At 60.5% G+C, this 17,874-nt stretch carries 12 protein-coding genes; 6 read left to right on the forward strand and 6 right to left on the reverse strand.

Translation table 11 applies throughout. The annotated features are described in order from the left end of the window. Positions 1 to 545 precede the first annotated feature (545 nt). The 3 genes from J5M56_RS18500 to J5M56_RS18510 all read right to left on the reverse strand — a co-directional run bounded on the left by J5M56_RS18500 (position 546) and on the right by J5M56_RS18510 (position 2,912). Positions 546 to 1,811 (reverse strand): outer membrane protein transport protein, encoded by a 1,266-nt coding sequence (locus tag J5M56_RS18500; RefSeq protein ID WP_186476515.1) that lies wholly within the window; start codon positions 1,809 to 1,811, stop codon positions 546 to 548. Between the two features lie 145 nt (positions 1,812 to 1,956). Continuing rightward, on the reverse strand, positions 1,957 to 2,439 hold the full coding sequence (locus tag J5M56_RS18505) for a hypothetical protein (protein ID WP_186476516.1): 483 nt from the start codon (positions 2,437 to 2,439) through the stop codon (positions 1,957 to 1,959). A gap of 248 nt (positions 2,440 to 2,687) precedes the next feature. Continuing rightward, complete coding sequence (locus tag J5M56_RS18510) at positions 2,688 to 2,912, reverse strand: hypothetical protein (RefSeq protein ID WP_186476517.1); 225 nt, start codon at positions 2,910 to 2,912, stop codon at positions 2,688 to 2,690. A gap of 954 nt (positions 2,913 to 3,866) precedes the next feature. Here J5M56_RS18510 and J5M56_RS18515 point away from each other — a divergent pair. Together J5M56_RS18515 and rmuC are read left to right on the forward strand one after the other, a co-directional pair. After that, positions 3,867 to 4,226: a sel1 repeat family protein gene (locus tag J5M56_RS18515; protein WP_186476518.1), complete on the forward strand. Its 360-nt coding sequence runs from the start codon at positions 3,867 to 3,869 to the stop codon at positions 4,224 to 4,226. A 155-nt stretch (positions 4,227 to 4,381) separates the two neighbouring features. Beyond that, positions 4,382 to 5,755: a DNA recombination protein RmuC gene (rmuC, locus tag J5M56_RS18520; protein WP_186476892.1), complete on the forward strand. Its 1,374-nt coding sequence runs from the start codon at positions 4,382 to 4,384 to the stop codon at positions 5,753 to 5,755. Here rmuC and J5M56_RS18525 read toward each other — a convergent pair. Both J5M56_RS18525 and J5M56_RS18530 read right to left on the reverse strand, forming a co-directional pair. Next, positions 5,727 to 9,203 (reverse strand): hybrid sensor histidine kinase/response regulator, encoded by a 3,477-nt coding sequence (locus tag J5M56_RS18525; protein ID WP_207937512.1) that lies wholly within the window; start codon positions 9,201 to 9,203, stop codon positions 5,727 to 5,729. The two genes, rmuC and J5M56_RS18525, sit on opposite strands and share 29 nt — an antisense overlap. A gap of 108 nt (positions 9,204 to 9,311) precedes the next feature. After that, positions 9,312 to 10,490 (reverse strand): MFS transporter, encoded by a 1,179-nt coding sequence (locus J5M56_RS18530; RefSeq protein WP_186476520.1) that lies wholly within the window; start codon positions 10,488 to 10,490, stop codon positions 9,312 to 9,314. A 187-nt stretch (positions 10,491 to 10,677) separates the two neighbouring features. Here J5M56_RS18530 and J5M56_RS18535 point away from each other — a divergent pair, with 187 nt between their 5' ends. From J5M56_RS18535 to J5M56_RS18545, 3 genes are all read left to right on the forward strand, one after another. Further along, positions 10,678 to 11,409 carry a GntR family transcriptional regulator gene (locus J5M56_RS18535; RefSeq protein ID WP_186476521.1) on the forward strand — a complete coding sequence of 244 codons (732 nt, stop codon included), beginning with the start codon at positions 10,678 to 10,680 and terminating at the stop codon, positions 11,407 to 11,409. 174 nt (positions 11,410 to 11,583) lie between these two features. Continuing rightward, positions 11,584 to 12,417 carry an amidohydrolase family protein gene (locus J5M56_RS18540; protein ID WP_186476522.1) on the forward strand — a complete coding sequence of 278 codons (834 nt, stop codon included), beginning with the start codon at positions 11,584 to 11,586 and terminating at the stop codon, positions 12,415 to 12,417. A gap of 31 nt (positions 12,418 to 12,448) precedes the next feature. Then, positions 12,449 to 13,750, forward strand: a complete 1,302-nt coding sequence (locus J5M56_RS18545; RefSeq protein ID WP_207937513.1) for an SLC13 family permease — start codon at positions 12,449 to 12,451, stop codon at positions 13,748 to 13,750. A 56-nt stretch (positions 13,751 to 13,806) separates the two neighbouring features. Here the strand turns inward: J5M56_RS18545 and J5M56_RS18550 are convergent, their stop codons facing one another. Continuing rightward, positions 13,807 to 15,726, reverse strand: coding sequence for a methyl-accepting chemotaxis protein (locus tag J5M56_RS18550; RefSeq protein WP_207937514.1), 1,920 nt, complete (start codon positions 15,724 to 15,726; stop codon positions 13,807 to 13,809). A gap of 266 nt (positions 15,727 to 15,992) precedes the next feature. Here J5M56_RS18550 and J5M56_RS18555 point away from each other — a divergent pair, with 266 nt between their 5' ends. Continuing rightward, positions 15,993 to 17,870, forward strand: a complete 1,878-nt coding sequence (locus J5M56_RS18555; RefSeq protein WP_207937515.1) for a 1-acyl-sn-glycerol-3-phosphate acyltransferase — start codon at positions 15,993 to 15,995, stop codon at positions 17,868 to 17,870. Positions 17,871 to 17,874 lie beyond the last annotated feature (4 nt).

Below are 17,874 nucleotides of genomic sequence, written 5' to 3' on the forward strand. Positions count from 1 at the left end.
CAAAAAGTGACCCGCCGTAAGGGCGGAAGGGTGACTGTGCGCCAGCATCGCAATTGAATGTGTGTGCGCTTTCAAGGCCCCATCCCCGGAGTCAAAAGTCAAAAGTCAAAAGTCAAAAGCCAAAAGCCAAACCGCAGCGGTTTTGACTCAGCTGAAAACATTCATTTGCGGTGGCGACGCACAGTCACCCTTCCGCCCTTACGGCGGGTCACTTTTTGACGCGACAAAAAGTAACCAAAAAACGCTGGCTCCCATCATCCGGCCCCTACGCTGCGCTCCGGGGTTCCCTCGCTCCGGCCTTGCTCCCGGGAGGACCGCGCTGCAGGCCCCATCCTGGGGCCCAGCGCTTGACGGGCCCATGCCCGTCACCTCCCTCCGCAAGACCTGCGCTCGGCCTCCTGAAGTCGCATTCGGCGTTTGCTGCACCACCGCGCGCTTTAAAGCAAAAACAACAGCAAAAACAACAGCAATAGCCACAGCGGAGTTTGGGTGGCCAGAATTGAAAAAACCGCCACTAGGGCGGTTTCTTTCGCAGCGATTACAACTTAGAAACGGTAGGTGAGGGATGCACCGATACCGTGAGCGCTGTTTTCGTACTTGGCTTGGTAACGCCCTTTGGTGGCGCTTGCCAGGTTGACCTTGGTGTCTTCTTCCCACAGGTAGGAGTAGGCCACATCGATGGTCATGTCATCGGTTGGGCTGTAACCGGCACCGATGCTGATCGCCTTGCGATCACCCGTTGGAATGCGTGGCGAACGGTCAGTGTTGTTGGTTGGCGACTGGTCGACGGAGAAGCCGGTACGCAGTACCCACTCCTTGTTGACCTTGTAGGACGCGCCAATGGCGTGAGCCCACGTGTCATGCCAGTTCTGCTCTTCGGTGATGGTACCGAACTGAGCGGCCAGCGGTGCCGGTACTTCGTTGTTGACAGTGATGTCTTTCAGGCGGCTCCAGCGGGTCCAGGTGCTGCCAGCATACAGAGTCCAGTGGTCGTCCAGCTCATGGGTGACCGAGAAGTCGACAGACTCCGGTGTCTTGATCTTCAAGGTGGCGTCGAACTTACTGCCGCTGTAAGGCCCGATCAGTGCGTTGTTGACCTTGGTGTTGCCCTCGAGCTTGTAGTCCACCATCGAGTGGTAGGTCAGGCCGACACGGGTGCGATCCGTAGCCTGTACAAGGATACCAACGTTGTAGCCGACGGCGGTGTCGTCACCCTTGATTTTCACCTCGCCATCATTGGTGCCAGGCGTGAAGCGGTTGATGGTGTTCGAACCCAGTTCACCCTTGATCTTGTTGATCGTAGGGCCGAAACCGATCGATACCTTGTCGTTGAAGGCATAGCTGACGGTTGGCTGGAAGGTGATGACCTCAACGTGGCTCTTTTTGCCCCAGTAGCGCGCAGCATCGCCGCTGCCGTAATCGGTCACCAGGCCATACGGGACGTACATGCCGAAGCCGACGCTCCAGTGTTCATCGATAGGCTTGACGTAGTAGCCCATCGGAACACCTACCGTTGGCACCATGTCACCGTCGGTTTCACCGGGCAGCGGGCTGCTGCCACGGCCAGAAATGTCGGTTTTGGCGATAACGGCAGCGCCCCCGACCGTCACTTGCTGGCGCTTGAGACGCGACATACCGGCCGGGTTGCCATAAACGGTGCTGGCATCATCGGCGGAAGAAGACCGACCTGCGAAACCTGTACCCATACCGCTGATGCTTTGCTCGTTGAGTGCAAAGCCGGCAGCGAAGAGTTGGCTGGATGCCAGGGCAACGGCTACGCCGAGGGAGGTTTTGAGCATTGCTTTTTTCATTATTAGAAACTCCTTGTGATCTCCGAGGCGAAAAGCTACCAACAAATCACGCGCCGCGCTATAGCCCAGATCGCAGGAGATAGAGCGGTTTTGTAGGACAATCCGACCAGAATTCCTTTTGTTCGAAAACTATGTAGGGTGCTTCCTAAGATGCTTGGGGCACTTTCTGCTCCACGCAGGAATGCCAGGCATTGGCAAAGTCACGCAGGCGCCCATGCGGATTGAATATCTGCCGCCATATACGTGCCTGACCCAGCAGGTCGTCCACTGCTGGCATTGGCAGGGACTGCTGCTCGATGAGCATCCAGGCAATGGCAGTGCAATAGCGCAGGTTTACCGTAAGCTCCAGGTGCGGCCCGCCCAGGAAGGCGTGTTGGCTGGCCAGGCCACGCACCAGGCTGGCCAACTCCGGATCACGGGCCAGAAAATGGTCCCAGACGGCCTGGTGACGGGCTTCGCCAATACGATACAGGCCGTGGCCGCGGCGGTCCTGCAAGGCTGAGCCCAGAGCCGACTGGCTGGCGGCTATTCCCAGAAGCAGGGCCTCAGCGCTGGCGCAATGGCGGTTCAGATAGACCAGGGTTGGTCGAATCACGTACTGACACAATTCATTCGCCGCAATACCCATGATGGCCTCGAGCAGGTAAGGGCCGACGGGCACTGGAGCTTGGCAGCTGGTATTCGGTCAGGCCCGCCGGAAGCGGCAAGCACCGCTCGAGTTGAAGTGTAGTGTGATAATCGTGGTGTAAAGGGCTGTTTTTAAATCGATTGCTGCCTGACCATCGGTGCCATATGCCCTACAGCAATTAGCCCAGTAACAGTCAGACAGCTCTATAGCGGCGCGATTCAGGGAGTGAATACCCTGATATTCGCCATTCACGCGGTCAAGGATTGACGAGTGCGGGCGATCACGGCCTGCAAAGGCTCCGAGCGGCTGTACTGGTCGGGGTACAGGCGTTCGGTGTGGCAAGCGACGCCATGTTCGTCTACCAGGGTGAAGCTGAAGTTACCTTTGCGTGGAGCGGTGATTAGGCACTTGAGTGGCGAGAAGGCCTGGGAAAGGGTGCCAATGGCAGCCTGAATTTGCTGATGAGTTTGCATATTGTTTGGATGTTCCTGCTTTAAACACGGGGATTAGGATCCGTGCATGATAGAAACGTTCCAGTGACGCCTTTATTAAGGGACGAACGAACCTGACTGGAACAGGGCAGCCAGAGAGAGCGCAATCAATGTTTGGGCGCTTGGGCTGACTGGTAGGTACTTCAGAAGGCAGGCAGCACACCGGGGCCAAGGTTCTAGGCCGTCGGGGTGGGATCCTGATCAATCTTCCGGTTGATTCGTTCTGGACCAGCGCTGTGCTGGCGAGGGAATCATCGAGTGGGCCGGTCCTGGTTTCAGCAGCTATCGGTCGGGAGAGCGATTGGGCTGCAAGGACGCTTTAGGCCTGAATTGACTTTCAGCTTGGTACTAACGGGGTGCACCTTACCGCCGTTGAACGGTTAATGCAAGCTTAAAATTCTTCTCGAAGCTAGCCGAGCAGTATGGCGCGTCTTTAGCGCGATGTGAAGGGGGTAGCAACGGGCTCGATTGGCGGGATGTCCCATGTTCGTGCACGCAAATGCAGGCTTTCGGTGCAGATGTTCACATCTGAGGCAGCACTTGTAACGGCTTGGCAACACATCCCGGGGACCCCGCCAATGACTTGACTGATAGCTTAAGTCAATGAAAAAAAACACTAATTTTAGCTGGTGAAAAAATCGTCAGTTTGACTGTAAGCTCCATTTCACGGGGGTTTGCGGGCGCCTAGAGGGGGTTGTCCACCGAGTTATCCACAGGAACTGTGGATTGTCCCAAGCGCTTGCTCTAGGACGGGCGTACCAGCAATTTAGCGAACTGTCCTACAATCTGTCGGCATCTGGCAATCGGCTCGCCACTCACCTGAAAACGTCAAGAAAAAATCACAAAAAATAATTCCGCTGCGCTGTAAATCACCAGCGTCATGCACGAAAAAAAGGAGTACAGTGGCGCGCTTTTCGAACTGCTATCCCTGTCGTCATGAAGTTTCGCGGTAAATCCCTCGCCAGCTCCGCTGTCGCCTCGTCGGTATCAACGCCCAAGCGGTTCTCCCTGAAAGTTGCTCTTTGGTTGCTCGACAGCCCGCGGCTTGGTGAAAAGCAGCAGGTCAAGCACATTGCCGGGCGCCTACTCAAACAACCTGCACGTCAAGGCGTGGTGGTGGCGCAGAGCCGGCTTGGGCAAATGCTCTGCCGTGACTGCGGCAACGCTCGAGACCGGCGTATTGGCCATGAATTGTTGCGCCAGGCCGCGCGCGCCGGCGATCGCCGCGCGCAACTGGAGTATGCGCGGCTGTTCGAGGATGCTCAGGCGGAGCAGGCGCCTGCCCCGGCAGACTGATAAGCTGCGTGCAACTTGCAACGGTGTGATCGGGGTCAAGCATGGCAGTGGATCTGACCAGCGTTGTGCTGGGGTTGGTGGCAGGCGGCTTGCCTTGCCTGGGTTGGGTCCTGCTGGTGCAGCGCCGTCAGGCTGCGCGCCTGGGCGAACAGGCGCTGCTCGAGGAACGCCTGAGCGGCGCGCAGTTGGCGCAGGCCGGGCTGCAGGCACAGCTGGAGGCCAGCCGCGACGAAGTCAGCGATCTGAGCGAAGCCAATGCGCTCAAGCAGGCGCAGTTGGCCGCTCAGGGCCGAGAACTGGAACTGCTGCAGATCGACCGCGACAATGCCCGCGATGCTGCCCACGCCTGGCACCTTGAGCGGGCCACGCGTGAGGCTGAATTGCGCCGCCTGGAAGTCCAGGCCGCGCGCCTGGAAGCAGAGCTGCGCGAGCAGCAGGACAGCCATCAACAGCGTCTCGAGGACCTGCAGGAGGCCCGTGATACCCTGCGTGCGCAGTTCGCCGACCTGGCCACGAAAATCTTCGACGAGCGTGAGCAACGTTTCGCACAGACCAGTCAGCAGCATCTTGGTCAGTTGCTCGACCCTCTCAAGGAACGCATTCAAGCGTTCGAAAAGCGCGTTGAGGAGAGCTACCAGCAAGAGGCCCGTGAGCGCTTCTCGTTGGGCAAGGAGCTGGAGCGACTGCAGCAGCTGAACCTGCGCCTCTCGGACGAGGCCACCAATCTGACTCAGGCACTCAAAGGCCAGAAGACCCAGGGCAATTGGGGCGAGCTGATTCTTGAGCGGGTACTGGAGCATGCGGGGCTCGAGAAGGGCCGTGAATATCAGACCCAGGTCAGCCTCAAAAGCGCCGATGGCGAGCGGTTCCAGCCGGATGTACTGATCATGCTGCCCGGTGACAAGCAGGTGGTGGTCGATGCCAAGGTCAGCCTCACGGCCTATCAGCAGTTTGTCGGCAACAACGATGAGGCCGCGCTCAAACAGCACGTGCAATCGCTGCGCAGCCATGTCAAAGGCTTGTCCAGCAAGGACTACAGCCGCCTCGAAGGCCTGCACAGCCTGGATTTCGTGCTGCTGTTCGTTCCCATCGAAGCGGCCTTCTCAGCGGCTCTGCAGGCTGAACCGAACCTGTTCCAGGAGGCCTTTGACCGGCAGATCGTGATTGTCAGCCCAACGACCCTGCTGGCGACCTTGCGGGTGATCGACAGCCTGTGGAAGCAAGAACGCCAAGGCCAAAATGCCCGTGAAATCGCCGAGCGCGCCGGGTGGCTTTACGATAAGTTCGTGTTGTTCATTCAGGACCTGGACGAACTGGGCAATCGCTTGCAACAGGTCGACAAGGCCTATGCCGCAGCCCGCAACAAACTCTGCGAAGGGCGCGGTAACCTGGTCAGCCGCAGCGAGCAGCTCAAAATGCTCGGGGCTCGCGCCAGCAAGAGTCTGCCGGCCGAGCTCCTGGAGCGGGCCCTGGCGGATCAAGCACTGGCAGAGATGGCGGTTACTGAACCAGGCTCAGATGGCGGTTGAGCAGGGCACGCAAGGCCGCTGGCTTGACCGGTTTGCCGAGGTAGTCCAGGCCTGCGGCATGAACGGTGGCCAGGGTTTCCTTGCTGCCGTCGGCGCTGATCACTACCCCGGGTACCGGTTCGCCAAGGCGCGCGCGTAGCCAGCCCATCAGCCCCGAGCCGGTTTCACCGTCGTCCAGATGGTAGTCCACCAAGGCCAGATGCGGGCGCATGCCGGAGGCCAACAGCGCTTCGCATTCGGCGCGATTACGTGCGGTCCAGACCTGACAGCCCCACCGGCTGAGCAGGCTGTTCATGCCAATCAAAATGCTGTCTTCGTTGTCCACGCATAGTACCCGCAAGCCGGCCAGGGGCTGGCTCGCGGTTTCTGCGGCGGCACTGGGAGCCGCCGCACCGGTGCGGGCAATTGGCACGTTGACCCGAAAGACTGTGCCCTTGCCTGGCCAAGAGCGCACTTGCAGCCAGTGGCCAAGCACTCGGCACAGGCCGTCGGCGATCGCAAGGCCCAGGCCCAGGCCCTTTTCGGCGCGGGTCTGGTGGCTGTCCAGACGCTTGAACTCCTGGAAAATCACCTGCAGCTTGTCATCGGCTATCCCCGGCCCGCGGTCCCAGACCTCCAGCCACAGGCTTGCGCCCTCGCGCCGCACGCCCAACAGGATCGGGCTCTTGCCGTAGCGCAGGGCATTGGTCAGGAAATTCTGCAACACCCGGCGCAGCAGTTTCATATCACTATCGACCCGCAGGCGGCTGCCGCGCAGGCGAAACTCCAGGCCCTTTTCGGCTGCTAGTAGCTTGAACTCTGCGCCGAGGGTGTCGAACAGTTGGTACAGCTCGAACGGCTGGGCATCGGGCGTGATCTTGCCGTTTTCCAGGCGCGAAATGTCCAACAGGTCGCTGATCAGTTCTTCGGCCGAGCGTAGCGAGCTGTCCATGTGCTGCACCAATTGCTGGGCTTCTTCGTTAAGCCCCTCAGCTTGTTGGGACAGGGCGGCGGAGAACAGCCGGGCGGCGTTGAGCGGCTGCATCAGGTCATGGCTGACGGCCGCCAGAAAACGGGTCTTGGACTTGCTCACCGCCTCGGCCTGGCTCTTGGCTTCCGACAGCGCCTGGTTCAGTTGCGACAGCTCATGGGTACGCTCGGCCACGCGCTGCTCCAGGCCCTCGTTGGCGTCGCGCAGGGCCTGTTCGGCCTCGCGGAATGGGGTAATGTCGGTGAAGCTCATCACGAAGCCGCCGCCGGGCATCGGGTTGCCGATCAGCTCGATGACCCGCCCGTTGGGAAATAGCCGCTCAGAAGAATGTGCCCGGCCTTGGCGCATCCAGTGCAGGCGCCTTGCCACATGCACCTGTGCTTCGCCAGGCCCGCACAGGCCGCGCTCGGCATTGTAGCGAATGATATCGGCGATCGGCCGGCCAACGCTGATCAGGCCTTCGGGGTAGTTGAACAGTTCCAGGTAACGGCGGTTCCAGGCCACCAAGTGCAGGTTCTGGTCGACCACGCTGATGCCCTGGTTGATGTTCTCGATGGCGCCCTGCAGCAGCGCCCGGTTGAACTGCAGAACCTCGCTGGCTTCGTCGGCGATCCGCACCACGTCCTCCAGCTGCATGTCGCGCCCCTCGATGGCGGCTTTGACCACCGCGCGGGTCGAGGAGCTGCCCAGCACGCCAGCTAGCAAACGTTCGGTGTGTTCGATCCAGTCGCCGTCGGCATTCTGGTTGGGGTTGAAGCCTTTGCCCTGGCGGTAGGCAAAACGGATGAAGCTCTGCCGCGCGCGGTCCTCACCGACAAAGCGCGAAGCCAGGTTGAGCAGGTCATCGATCTGTACCGCCAGCAATGGTTTGCTGCTGGGGCGGGCGCTGGTCTGCTGGCCGATGAAACGGCCAGCCTGCCAGTGCTCAGAGACCCGCGTACGCGACAGCATCGATACCCACACGAACAGCGTGAAGTTGCCCGCCAGTGACAGCACCACGCCTTGGGTCAAAGGGCTGATCGGCAAATTCAGCGGGTTGCCGTGAAGCCACGCCAAGCCGGGGAACACGCTCAATGGCAGGCCCAGACTGTGAGCGATGATCGGCAGCACCAGGGTGTAGAACCACAGAAAGATGCCCGCCGTCAGCCCAGCGAACACACCTCGACGGTTGGCCTGCTTCCAGTACAGCGCGCCCAGCATGGCTGGGGTCAGCTGGGTGACCGCGGCAAAGGCGATCTGGCCGATGGTCGCCAGGCTTGCGGTGGAACCGAGCAGGCGATAGCTGACGTATGCCAACAGTAGGATCACCACGATGGTCACCCGGCGCACGGTCAGCATCCAGTGGCGGAAGGCCTCGAACGGCCGCTCGGCGTTGGTGCGACGCAGCAGCCAGGGCAGCAGCATGTCGTTGGAAACCATGGTCGACAGCGCCACGGCCTCGACGATGACCATGCCGGTCGCGGCGGACGCACCGCCGATGAAGGCTAGCAGGGCCAGGCTTGGGTGCGCTTCGGCCAGCGGCAGGCTGATGACGAATGAATCGGATATCACCGTGCCCGGCAGCAGCATCTGCCCGGCCAGGGCAATCGGTACCACGAACAGCGCGGCCAGGGCCAGGTACAGGGGGAACACCCAACGCGCCATGCGCATGTCTTGGGGTTCGATGTTTTCCACCACGGTGACATGAAACTGCCGTGGCAAGCAGATGATCGCCATCATTGCTACGGCGGTTTGCACCACCATCGACGGCCAGTTGATGGTCTCCTGCCAGTAGCTGTCCAGGTGCACCGACTGGCGCGCCTGGGTGAGCAGGTCGTCGAAGCCGTCGTAAAGGTTGAACACCACGAACACGCCCACGGCCAGGAACGCCAGTAGCTTGATCAATGACTCGAAGGCGATGGCCAGGACCATGCCGCGATGGTGTTCGGTGACGTCCAGGCTGCGCGTGCCAAAAACGATGGCGAACAGGGCCAGAACCAGCGAAACCACCAGGGCCGTGTCCTGCACGCGGGTGCCGGTGGCGTCGGCATTGGCGCCGATCAGCAGATTGACACCGAGCACGATGCCCTTGAGCTGCAACGCGATGTAGGGTAGTACCCCGACCAGGCAGATCAGCGCCACCACGATGGCCAGGGACTGTGACTTGCCGTAACGGGCGGCGATGAAGTCGGCGATCGAGGTGATGTTCTGCTGTTTGCTGATCAGCACCATCTTCTGCAGCACCCAAGGCGCGAAGATCAGCAGCAGGATGGGCCCGAGGTAGATTGGCAAGAATGCCCAGAGCTGTTCGGCGGCCTGGCCGACCGCGCCGAAGAAGGTCCAACTGGTGCAGTACACCGCAAGCGACAGGCTGTATACCCACGCCCGCAGGCGCGGTGGCAACGCAGTGCTGCGCCGGTCGCCGTAAAAGGCGATGGCGAACATCACGGCCATATAGGCCAAGGCGACCATGGCGATCAGCCCGCTGGACAACGACATGAAAACTCCGAAGCAATAAGATAGCGGTCCCGGTCGAACAGTCTGGCACGCTGGCGGCGGTTCGTCAGCGCAGACGATGGTCGCAGCGGCGCGTCGTCGCAGGCGGGCTCAACTGTTGCGTGTACCCAGGCAGTAGAACATCCCCGCCAATACCACCGACAGCATCAGTAGGTAGAAGATGCTTCCCGGCCACCAGTGCCCCAGGGCGAAGCCCACCAGCATCGGCCCGAGCGCTGCCCCCAGGTTGCACAAATTCTGAGCCCCGTAATACACCCCACGCAGATGCTGCGGAGCAATCAGGTCGATGAACATGTACTCGGCGGGTATCACGATGATTTCGCCCAATGTGAACACCAGCATCGCCAGGCACCAGGCCACCACTGAGCCCGCCATGGCGAAACCCAGCAAACCGACGATGAACAGCGCCATGCCAGCCAGTAACCAAGCCATCAGCTTTTGGCGGCCGATACGCCGGCCAATCAGGTACTGCAAGGCGATCACCGTTACCGCGTTGGTGGTCACCAGGTATCCAATCAGCCTTGCCGCCTCGCTGGCGCTGCTGGTCACCACCAGGTACTGCGACAGGTAGGCAGTGAACTGGCCGAACACGACCGCACTCAGTACGCCACCGACGGTGAAGCACACGAGCCGGTGGTCACGTACCAGGCTAACTGCCACCTGAGTGAAGCCCGCGCTTGGCTCGGTCACGGCGGTGGTTTGCAGCCCACGGTCGCCAAGTTGCCAGTAGGCCAGGCATGTACCGAGCCCGGTCAGCGCAGAGGCAAAAAATGGCAGATGGTCGTCAAGCTCCAACATTGCCACGCCGAGCAAAGGGCCGGCGGCATACCCAACGTTGCTCAGGGTGTATTTGATGGCAAACGCCTCGGCGCGTTGCGCCACGGGCAACAGCGTACAGAAACCGGCCTTGGCGGCGATGTCGACTACTGCCAGGGCCAGGTTGATCAGCACCAGGCAGAGAAAGAACAGCCACGCCGTTCGGCTGGCAACGGCAACCATGAAGGCGCAGGCAAAAATCAGCGTACTGGCGCTGATCAAAGTGTGGTTGTGAACAGTGTCGACCAGATGCCCACCATACAGGCTCAGCACGGACGCGACGAGCAGCGCGCCACCGACCAGCAAGCCGATGCTGGCGATCGAGAGCTGGAAGTTTTCAGCCAGGTAGACCACCAGATAGGGCAGGGTGAGCGCTCGGGCGACCGTCAGTGCGAACGTGGTCGCCAGCAGCAGGCGTATGCTGGCGGGGTAGCCTTTTAAGGCAGCGAGCATTGCTACGTCCTTGTTGTTCGAATTTGCCGGCTACAAGCATATGCCATGCGCAGGACGTAACCCATGGCTTGGGTGCCGGGCCGGCGGTAGTTGTAGGTGGCTATCCGGACAAAATGGCGAAGGATTGACAGCACTGCGCTCAGCAGGAATCCTTTCGGACAATTTCACATATAGATGTCTGCATAACATGCCCCAACTGTCCGGTGACGTTCGACTGCCTCGCTATCAACTGTTGCGCGATCACTTGCTTGCCCAGATCGCCAACAACCGTTGGCGCCCAGGCGAGGCCATCGCTACCGAAGCTGCGCTGGCCAGTGAGTTCGAAATGTCTGTCGGTACGGTGCGCAAGGCGGTCGATGCGCTGGTCGCCGAGGGCGTGTTGGAGCGCCAGCAAGGCCGTGGAACGTTCATTCGCCGCCCACAGTTCCAGTCCTCGCTGTTTCGCTTTTTCCGTTTTGAAGCGGCGAGCGGCGAGCGGCTGATGCCTGACAGCCAGATCCTCAGCGTCGAGCCCGTATCAGCCCCCGAGCAGGTCGCACAGGCCTTGGACTTGCCCGAAGGTGGCGCTGCCATTCGTATACTGCGTACCCGTTCGCTCGGTGCTCAACCTGTGCTGGCCGAGCAAATCTGGTTGCCGCGTCAGCCGTTTCAGCCGCTGCTGGAAGTCGACCTGAATCATAAAGGTCCTTTGCTTTACCCCATTTATGAAGAACTCTGCGGGCAGGTGGTTGCATCCGCCCAGGAAGTGCTCACCGCCGAAGCGGTCGATGCTGCCAATGCTCGGCTGCTGCAACTGGCCAATGGCAGCCCGGTGGTGGTGATCGAACGGCTGGCTTGCAATTATGCAGGCCAGCCTCTGGAGTGGCGCCGATCCGTAGGTCACGCCCAGCACTTCCGCTACCGCGTCGACATTCGCTGACCGCGTTCCCACCCTCCGAAACACAGCTGCGCTTTCCCCGCCATGCGTCGGCACCCGGATTGACAGATCCGGGTGGCTGAATATATGGTCATTCATTCATATATATGACTGTATGTTTATATAAAAACCGCGGCGTGCCCACGTTGCCATAACAAATCGACCAGGGTGATCTTCATGACCAGCCCCCTCCTGCCCGCCCTCACCGGCATCGATACCCATGCCCACATCTTTCGCCAAGACCTGCCGATGGTGCCCAACCGTCGCTACAGCCCGGCCTACGACGCCTTGGTGGAGCAGTATCTTGCGCACTTGGACCATCATGGGCTGTCTCACGGTGTGTTGATCCAGCCCAGCTTCCTGGGGACCGACAACAGTTACATGCTTCAGGCCCTGCGCCGTTATCCCCAACGCCTGCGCGCGGTGGCCGTGGTAGATGCCGCCATCAGCGACCCGGCACTGGACGCGCTGGCCGACGCCGGTGTGGTCGGCATTCGTCTGAACCTGATCGGCAAGCGGCTTGCCGACTACGCAGGCCCCGAGTGGACTTCGCTGTTCAAGCGCCTGGCCAAGCGCGGTTGGCAGGTGGAAATTCAGCGCGGCTTCGACGATTTGGCGCTGATCGTGCCAGCGATTCTTGCCTGCGGTGTGGACGTGGTGGTCGATCATTTCGGCCTGCCCAACGAAGGCATAGACCCGAGCCTGGACAGCCACCGGATCTTCCTGCACCTGCTTGCCGAGCCCAAGGTGTGGCTCAAGGTGTCTGCCGGTTACCGCAGCCAGTCGGACCTGGCCAAGGCCAAAGGGCTGCTGGCGCAGATACGCGAGGCTGCCGGAGGTATACAGCGTCTGCTTTGGGGTAGCGATTGGCCGCATACCCAGTTCGAACAGCACACCGACTATGGCCAACAGTTCGCTTTCTTCCAAGCGCTGCTGCCCGATGCCGCGGAGCGTGCCCAGGTGCTGCGCGACAACCCGGCGAAGCTGTTCGGCTTCGACCGTTCCCGCTGATAATCCGATAACAACAACAGGACACCTCACCATGATGAGCATGCTCGTCGTCGCGGCCATCGTCGCCGCCGTCGCCCTTGGCTACAAGACCAAGATCAACATCGGTCTGTTCGCCATCGCCTTTGCGTACTTGATTGGCTGTTTCGGCATGGGCCTGAGCCCATCTGAAGTCATCGGCATGTGGCCGCTGAAGATCTTCTTCGTGATTTTCTCGGTCTGCCTGTTCTACAGCTTCGCCTCGGTCAACGGCACGCTGGAGAAGCTCGCCGAACACATGATCTACCGCTGCCGCAGCATGCCCCATTTGCTGCCCTTCGCCGTGTTCTTCGCAGCCACCGTGATCGCCGCCATGGGCGCGGGCTACTACACCGTGCTGGCCTTCATGGCGCCGATCACCTTGCTGCTGTGCGAGCGCACGGGCATGAGCCTGATCGTCGGTGGCATGGCGGTGAACTACGGGGCGCTGAGCGGGGCCAATTTCATGTCCAGCCAGAGCGGTATCATCTTCCGTGGCTTGATGACCAATGCCGGCGTGAGTGACAACCAAGCGTTCATCAACGCAACCGGGATTTTCCTCAGCACCTTGATCATCCCGTTGCTGGTCATTGCGGTGTTCGTCTTCGTTGCCGGGCAGGGGCGCGCCCTGAAAGCTTCGGCCTTCACCGCCGTGGCACCGGCGCCGCTAAACAGCCAGCAGAAGACTACTTTGTGGTTGACCTTGGCGATGATGCTTATCGTGTTGGTCGCACCGGTGGCGGCTATCGCTTTGCCGGGCAATGCCACGGTGGCATTTATCAACGCGAAGATGGACATCGGTTTGATTGCCAGTGTGTTCTCGGTGATCGCGCTGTTGCTGAAGCTGGGCGACGAGCGCAAGGCCATGGCGACAGTCCCCTGGGGCACGCTGATCATGATCTGTGGTGTGGGCATGCTGATTTCGGTAGCCATCAAGGCAGGCACCATCGGCATCCTTGCTTCGTGGATCGGGGGCAGTATCCCACCAATCATGGTGCCGGTGGTGTTCGGTGCGGTGGCGGCGTTCATGTCGATCTTCTCCAGTACTCTGGGTGTCGTGACCCCGGCGCTATTCCCGATGGTGTTGCCGATTGCCAACAACCTGGGCATCGAGCCGATGATCCTGTTCATCGCCATCGTCGCTGGCGCGCAAGCCACCTCGATATCGCCGTTCTCGTCAGGTGGCAGCTTGATCCTGGGTTCGTGCACTAATGAGCAGCACCGTGCTTCTCTGTTCCCGCAGCTGCTGTTGAAGGCTGCGCCGATTGGCTTCGTGGCCGCACTGGCGTTCAATGTGCTGCTGACCTTCGTGCTCTGAATACGGGTACTCGAAAAAAAACCGCAGCCTGGCTGCGGTTTTTTCGTTGCGCTGAGTTACAGGCGGAAACGGCTAATCATCTGCTGCAAGTGCCCGCCCAGGCGGGCCAGTTCGACGCTCGATGCCGAGGTCTGCAGGCTGGCCTGGGCTGTCTGTTCTGAGATATCCCGCACGGTGACCACACTGCGGCTGATCTCTTCGGCTACAGCGCTTTGTTGCTCGGAGGCTGCGGCAATCTGCTGGTTCATCGACTCGATGGCCGACACCCGACGGGTGATCCCCTCCAGCGCCACGCCTGCTTCACGCACCAAGGCCACACTGCTTTCGGTCAGGCTCTGGCTCTGTTCCATCAGTTCACTGACCGAGCGCGTACCCTCTTCCAGGCTGCCAATGGCCGACTCGATTTCCAACGTCGATGCCTGGGTGCGCTGGGCCAGGCTGCGCACTTCATCGGCCACCACGGCAAACCCACGGCCAGCCTCACCCGCCCGCGCCGCCTCGATGGCCGCATTCAACGCCAGCAGGTTGGTCTGTTCGGCCACAGCCTTGATCACGTCCATCACCTTACCGATACGCTGGCTCTCGCTTCGTAGCGCCCCCATCGCTTGGCCTGTGGCATCCACTTGGCTTGCCAAGCGGCTGATCTGTGCGACTGCGCGGTTGACCACGCTGTCACCTTCACGGGCTTCTTCATCGGTGGCGCTGGCGGCCACCGAGGCCTCACCGGCATTGCGTGCGACTTCGTGCACGGTGGCGGCCATTTCTTGCATGGCTGTGGCCACTTGGTCGGTTTCCACTTTCTGGTTATTAGCCCCAGCGCTGGTTTGTTCGGTGATCGCCGACAGCTCCTCGGTAGCGCTGGCTATCTGCGAAATGCCGTCGCGTACCTGGGCGATCAACTCACGCAGGTTGCACGTCATGCCCTGCAAGGCATTCTGCAACTGGCCCACCTCGTCGCGGCGGCGGCTGGACGGCTGTTCGCTGAGGTTTCCGGCGGCGACCTGTTCCATGGCGGCCAGAGCTTGGCGCAGCGGCTGGCTGATCTGCCGGGCGATGATGACTGCGGCCAAGGCACCGATCAGCAAGGCGAGCAACGTTGTGGCGGTTTGCAGAATGCGGGCAAAGCGGCTGTCGCTGGCAACCAGTTCGGCCTGGTCATCGAGCAATTGGCCGATCACGGCGGTGAGGGTGTCGATATCCTTACCCATGGCAGCCTGGTAGCCGACCAGCTTGCTAGCCTCGCCACGGAATACCTCGACGGCACTGGCGTAAGCGGTTACCTGCTGTTGCAGTTGCTGGAATTGCTGTGAGAAAGCCCCGTTGAAGCGGGCGATGAGCCCAGGCAGTTCGTTCACCGTGGTGGCGATCTGCGCGTTCATCGATTTCTCGGTCTGAGCGTTGGTATTGCCCGTGTAGCCGCGCACCTGGTAACGCAACAGAATCAGGTTCTCGCGGACTTGGTTGATGGCCTCGCTACGCACCAGGCGCTGTTCAGGGTCGGCCATGGCCCGCAGCTGATTGCGAATCTGCTCGATGCTGGCAAAGGACTGGCTTGCCAGCGTGCCCATCTGCTTTTGCGCGGCGTGCATTTTCTCATACGCACCCATGCTGGCAGCCTGGTTATCGGCATAGCTCTGCAAGCTCTGTTCGGCAGAGCTGAGCAGAGCCTGGTTCTTCGCCCTCTGCATCACCTGGCGCAATTTTGCCAAGGTCGGTTTCAACGCTTGCAGTGCGGCTTGCAGCTGTTCGCTTTGCTCCGGGGCGCCATTGGTCATGGCGTGACGCAGACGCGCTTCGCGCAGGTCGCCCAGCGCATCGTTGAGCCGCGACACGTCCCTGATCACTTCACTGCGCCTTACCAGGCTGCCCATGCCATCCCAACTGATGAGCGACTGCACCAGGGTCAGGCCCAGTACCAGACCGAAACCGAGCAAGAGTTTGTGGGCGATTCTGAGGTTGCCGAACCAAGTAAACATATACTGCCGAGCTCCTTTTCCTGCGCGATGGAGGAGACCTGAGGTCCATTCCTTATTTCAGATATAGTCATCTGTATGAATTATCGGCATGTGTAACCAAATCTGAACCGTTTGGGTTCAGAAGTTGTTGGCACCCTGAGGATCGATGCCGTGAGGGGATGCCTTCAGCGCTAGTCGCTTGTCAGGGCACATCCTTCCCGTGCAGATTTGTGGCTTGTGGCGCTGTGCGTACCTCCAATGACAAAAGACACTCAGGAACAAGGACGATGAGTCACCCCTCGCAATTCACCTTGCTCGGCAAGCGGCGCTTCTTGCCGTTCTTCGTCACCCAGCTGCTGGGTGCCTTCAACGACAACCTGTTCAAGCAATCACTGATCCTGGCGATCCTGTTCAAGCTCAGCCTGGGCGACGGCGACCGTTCGATCTGGGTCAACCTCTGTGCACTGCTGTTCATTCTGCCGTTCTTTCTGTTTTCGGCTCTTGGCGGGCAGTTCGGCGAAAAATTTGCCAAGGACGCACTGATCCGCGCGATCAAACTGGCCGAAATCGGCATCATGGCGGTCGGCGCCCTCGGCTTTGTCAGCAACCACCTGCCACTGATGTTGCTGGCCCTGTTCGGCATGGGCACCCATTCGGCGCTGTTCGGCCCGGTCAAATACTCGATCCTGCCGCAGGCGCTGCGCGAGGGCGAGCTGGTCGGCGGTAATGGGCTGGTGGAGATGGGCACCTTCCTCGCCATCCTGGTCGGTACGATCGGCGCGGGCGTGATGATGTCCGCCGACAGCTACGCCATGGTGGTGGCCGGTGGCGTGGTCGGCACCGCGGTACTGGGCTACCTGGCCAGCCGTTGGATCCCCAGGGCCGCGGCTGCCTCGCCACAGATGGCACTGGACTGGAACATCTTCAAGCAATCGTGGGTGATCCTGCGCATGGGGCTGGGGCAGACCCCGGCGGTGTCCCGTTCGATCGTCGGTAACTCGTGGTTCTGGTTCGTCGGCGCTATCTACCTCACCCAGATTCCAACCTATTCCAAAGAATGGCTTCACGGTGACGAAACCGTGGTCACCCTGGTACTGACCTTGTTCTCGGTGGGGATTGCTGTGGGGTCTTTGCTGTGCGAGCGGCTCAGTGGACGCAAGGTGGAAATCGGTCTGGTGCCCTTCGGCTCGTTTGGCCTGACCCTGTTCGGGCTGCTTTGGTGGTGGCACTCCGGGGACGTTCCGGCCGCTGCCACGCCTCACGATTGGTTGGCGCTGCTGGGCATGCATCAGGCCTGGTGGATCTTGCTGTCCATCGTCGGCCTAGGGGTCTTCGGCGGCTTCTACATCGTGCCGTTGTATGCCTTGATCCAGGCACGCACTGCCGAGCATGAGCGGGCGAGGGTGATTGCTGCGAACAACATCCTCAATGCACTGTTCATGGTGGTTTCAGCAGTACTGACCATCGTTCTGCTGAGTGTGGCCAAGCTGACTATCCCTCAGTTGTTCTTGGTCGTGTCGTTACTGAATGTGCTGGTCAACGCCTACATCTTCAGGATCGTGCCTGAGTTCACCATGCGTTTTTTGATCTGGCTGCTTAGCCACTCGATGTACCGCGTACAACACCGGGGCCTTGAGCGCATTCCAGATGAAGGCGCAGCTTTGCTGGTATGCAATCACGTATCGTTCGTCGATGCGCTGCTGCTCGGTGGGGCGATTCGCCGGCCGATTCGCTTCGTCATGTACTACAAGATCTACAACTTGCCGGTGCTCAACTTCGTGTTCCGTACCGCTGGCGCCATTCCCATTGCGGGGCGCAACGAAGACCTCGCCACGTACGAGCGCGCCTTCGCACGCATCGCTCAATACCTGGCCGACGGTGAATTGGTGTGTATTTTTCCGGAAGGCAAACTGACCGGTGACGGCGAGATCGATGTGTTCAAGGGCGGGGTCAGCCGCATCCTCGAACAGACTCCGGTGCCGGTGATCCCGTTGGCGTTGCAGGGGTTATGGGGGAGCTTCTTCAGTCGTGACCCGAGCAAGGGCTTTTTCAAGCGCCTGTGGTCACGGGTGACCATCGTGGCAGGCGCACCCATTGCGGTGGAGGCTGCGCAGCCGGAAGCCTTGCGAGAGCAAGTCAGCCGACTGCGCGGGGGGCTGCGCTAAGGCA

This window comes from Pseudomonas sp. 51_B (assembly GCF_017491595.1).
GTDB classification, from domain to species: Bacteria; Pseudomonadota; Gammaproteobacteria; order Pseudomonadales; family Pseudomonadaceae; genus Aquipseudomonas; species Aquipseudomonas promysalinigenes.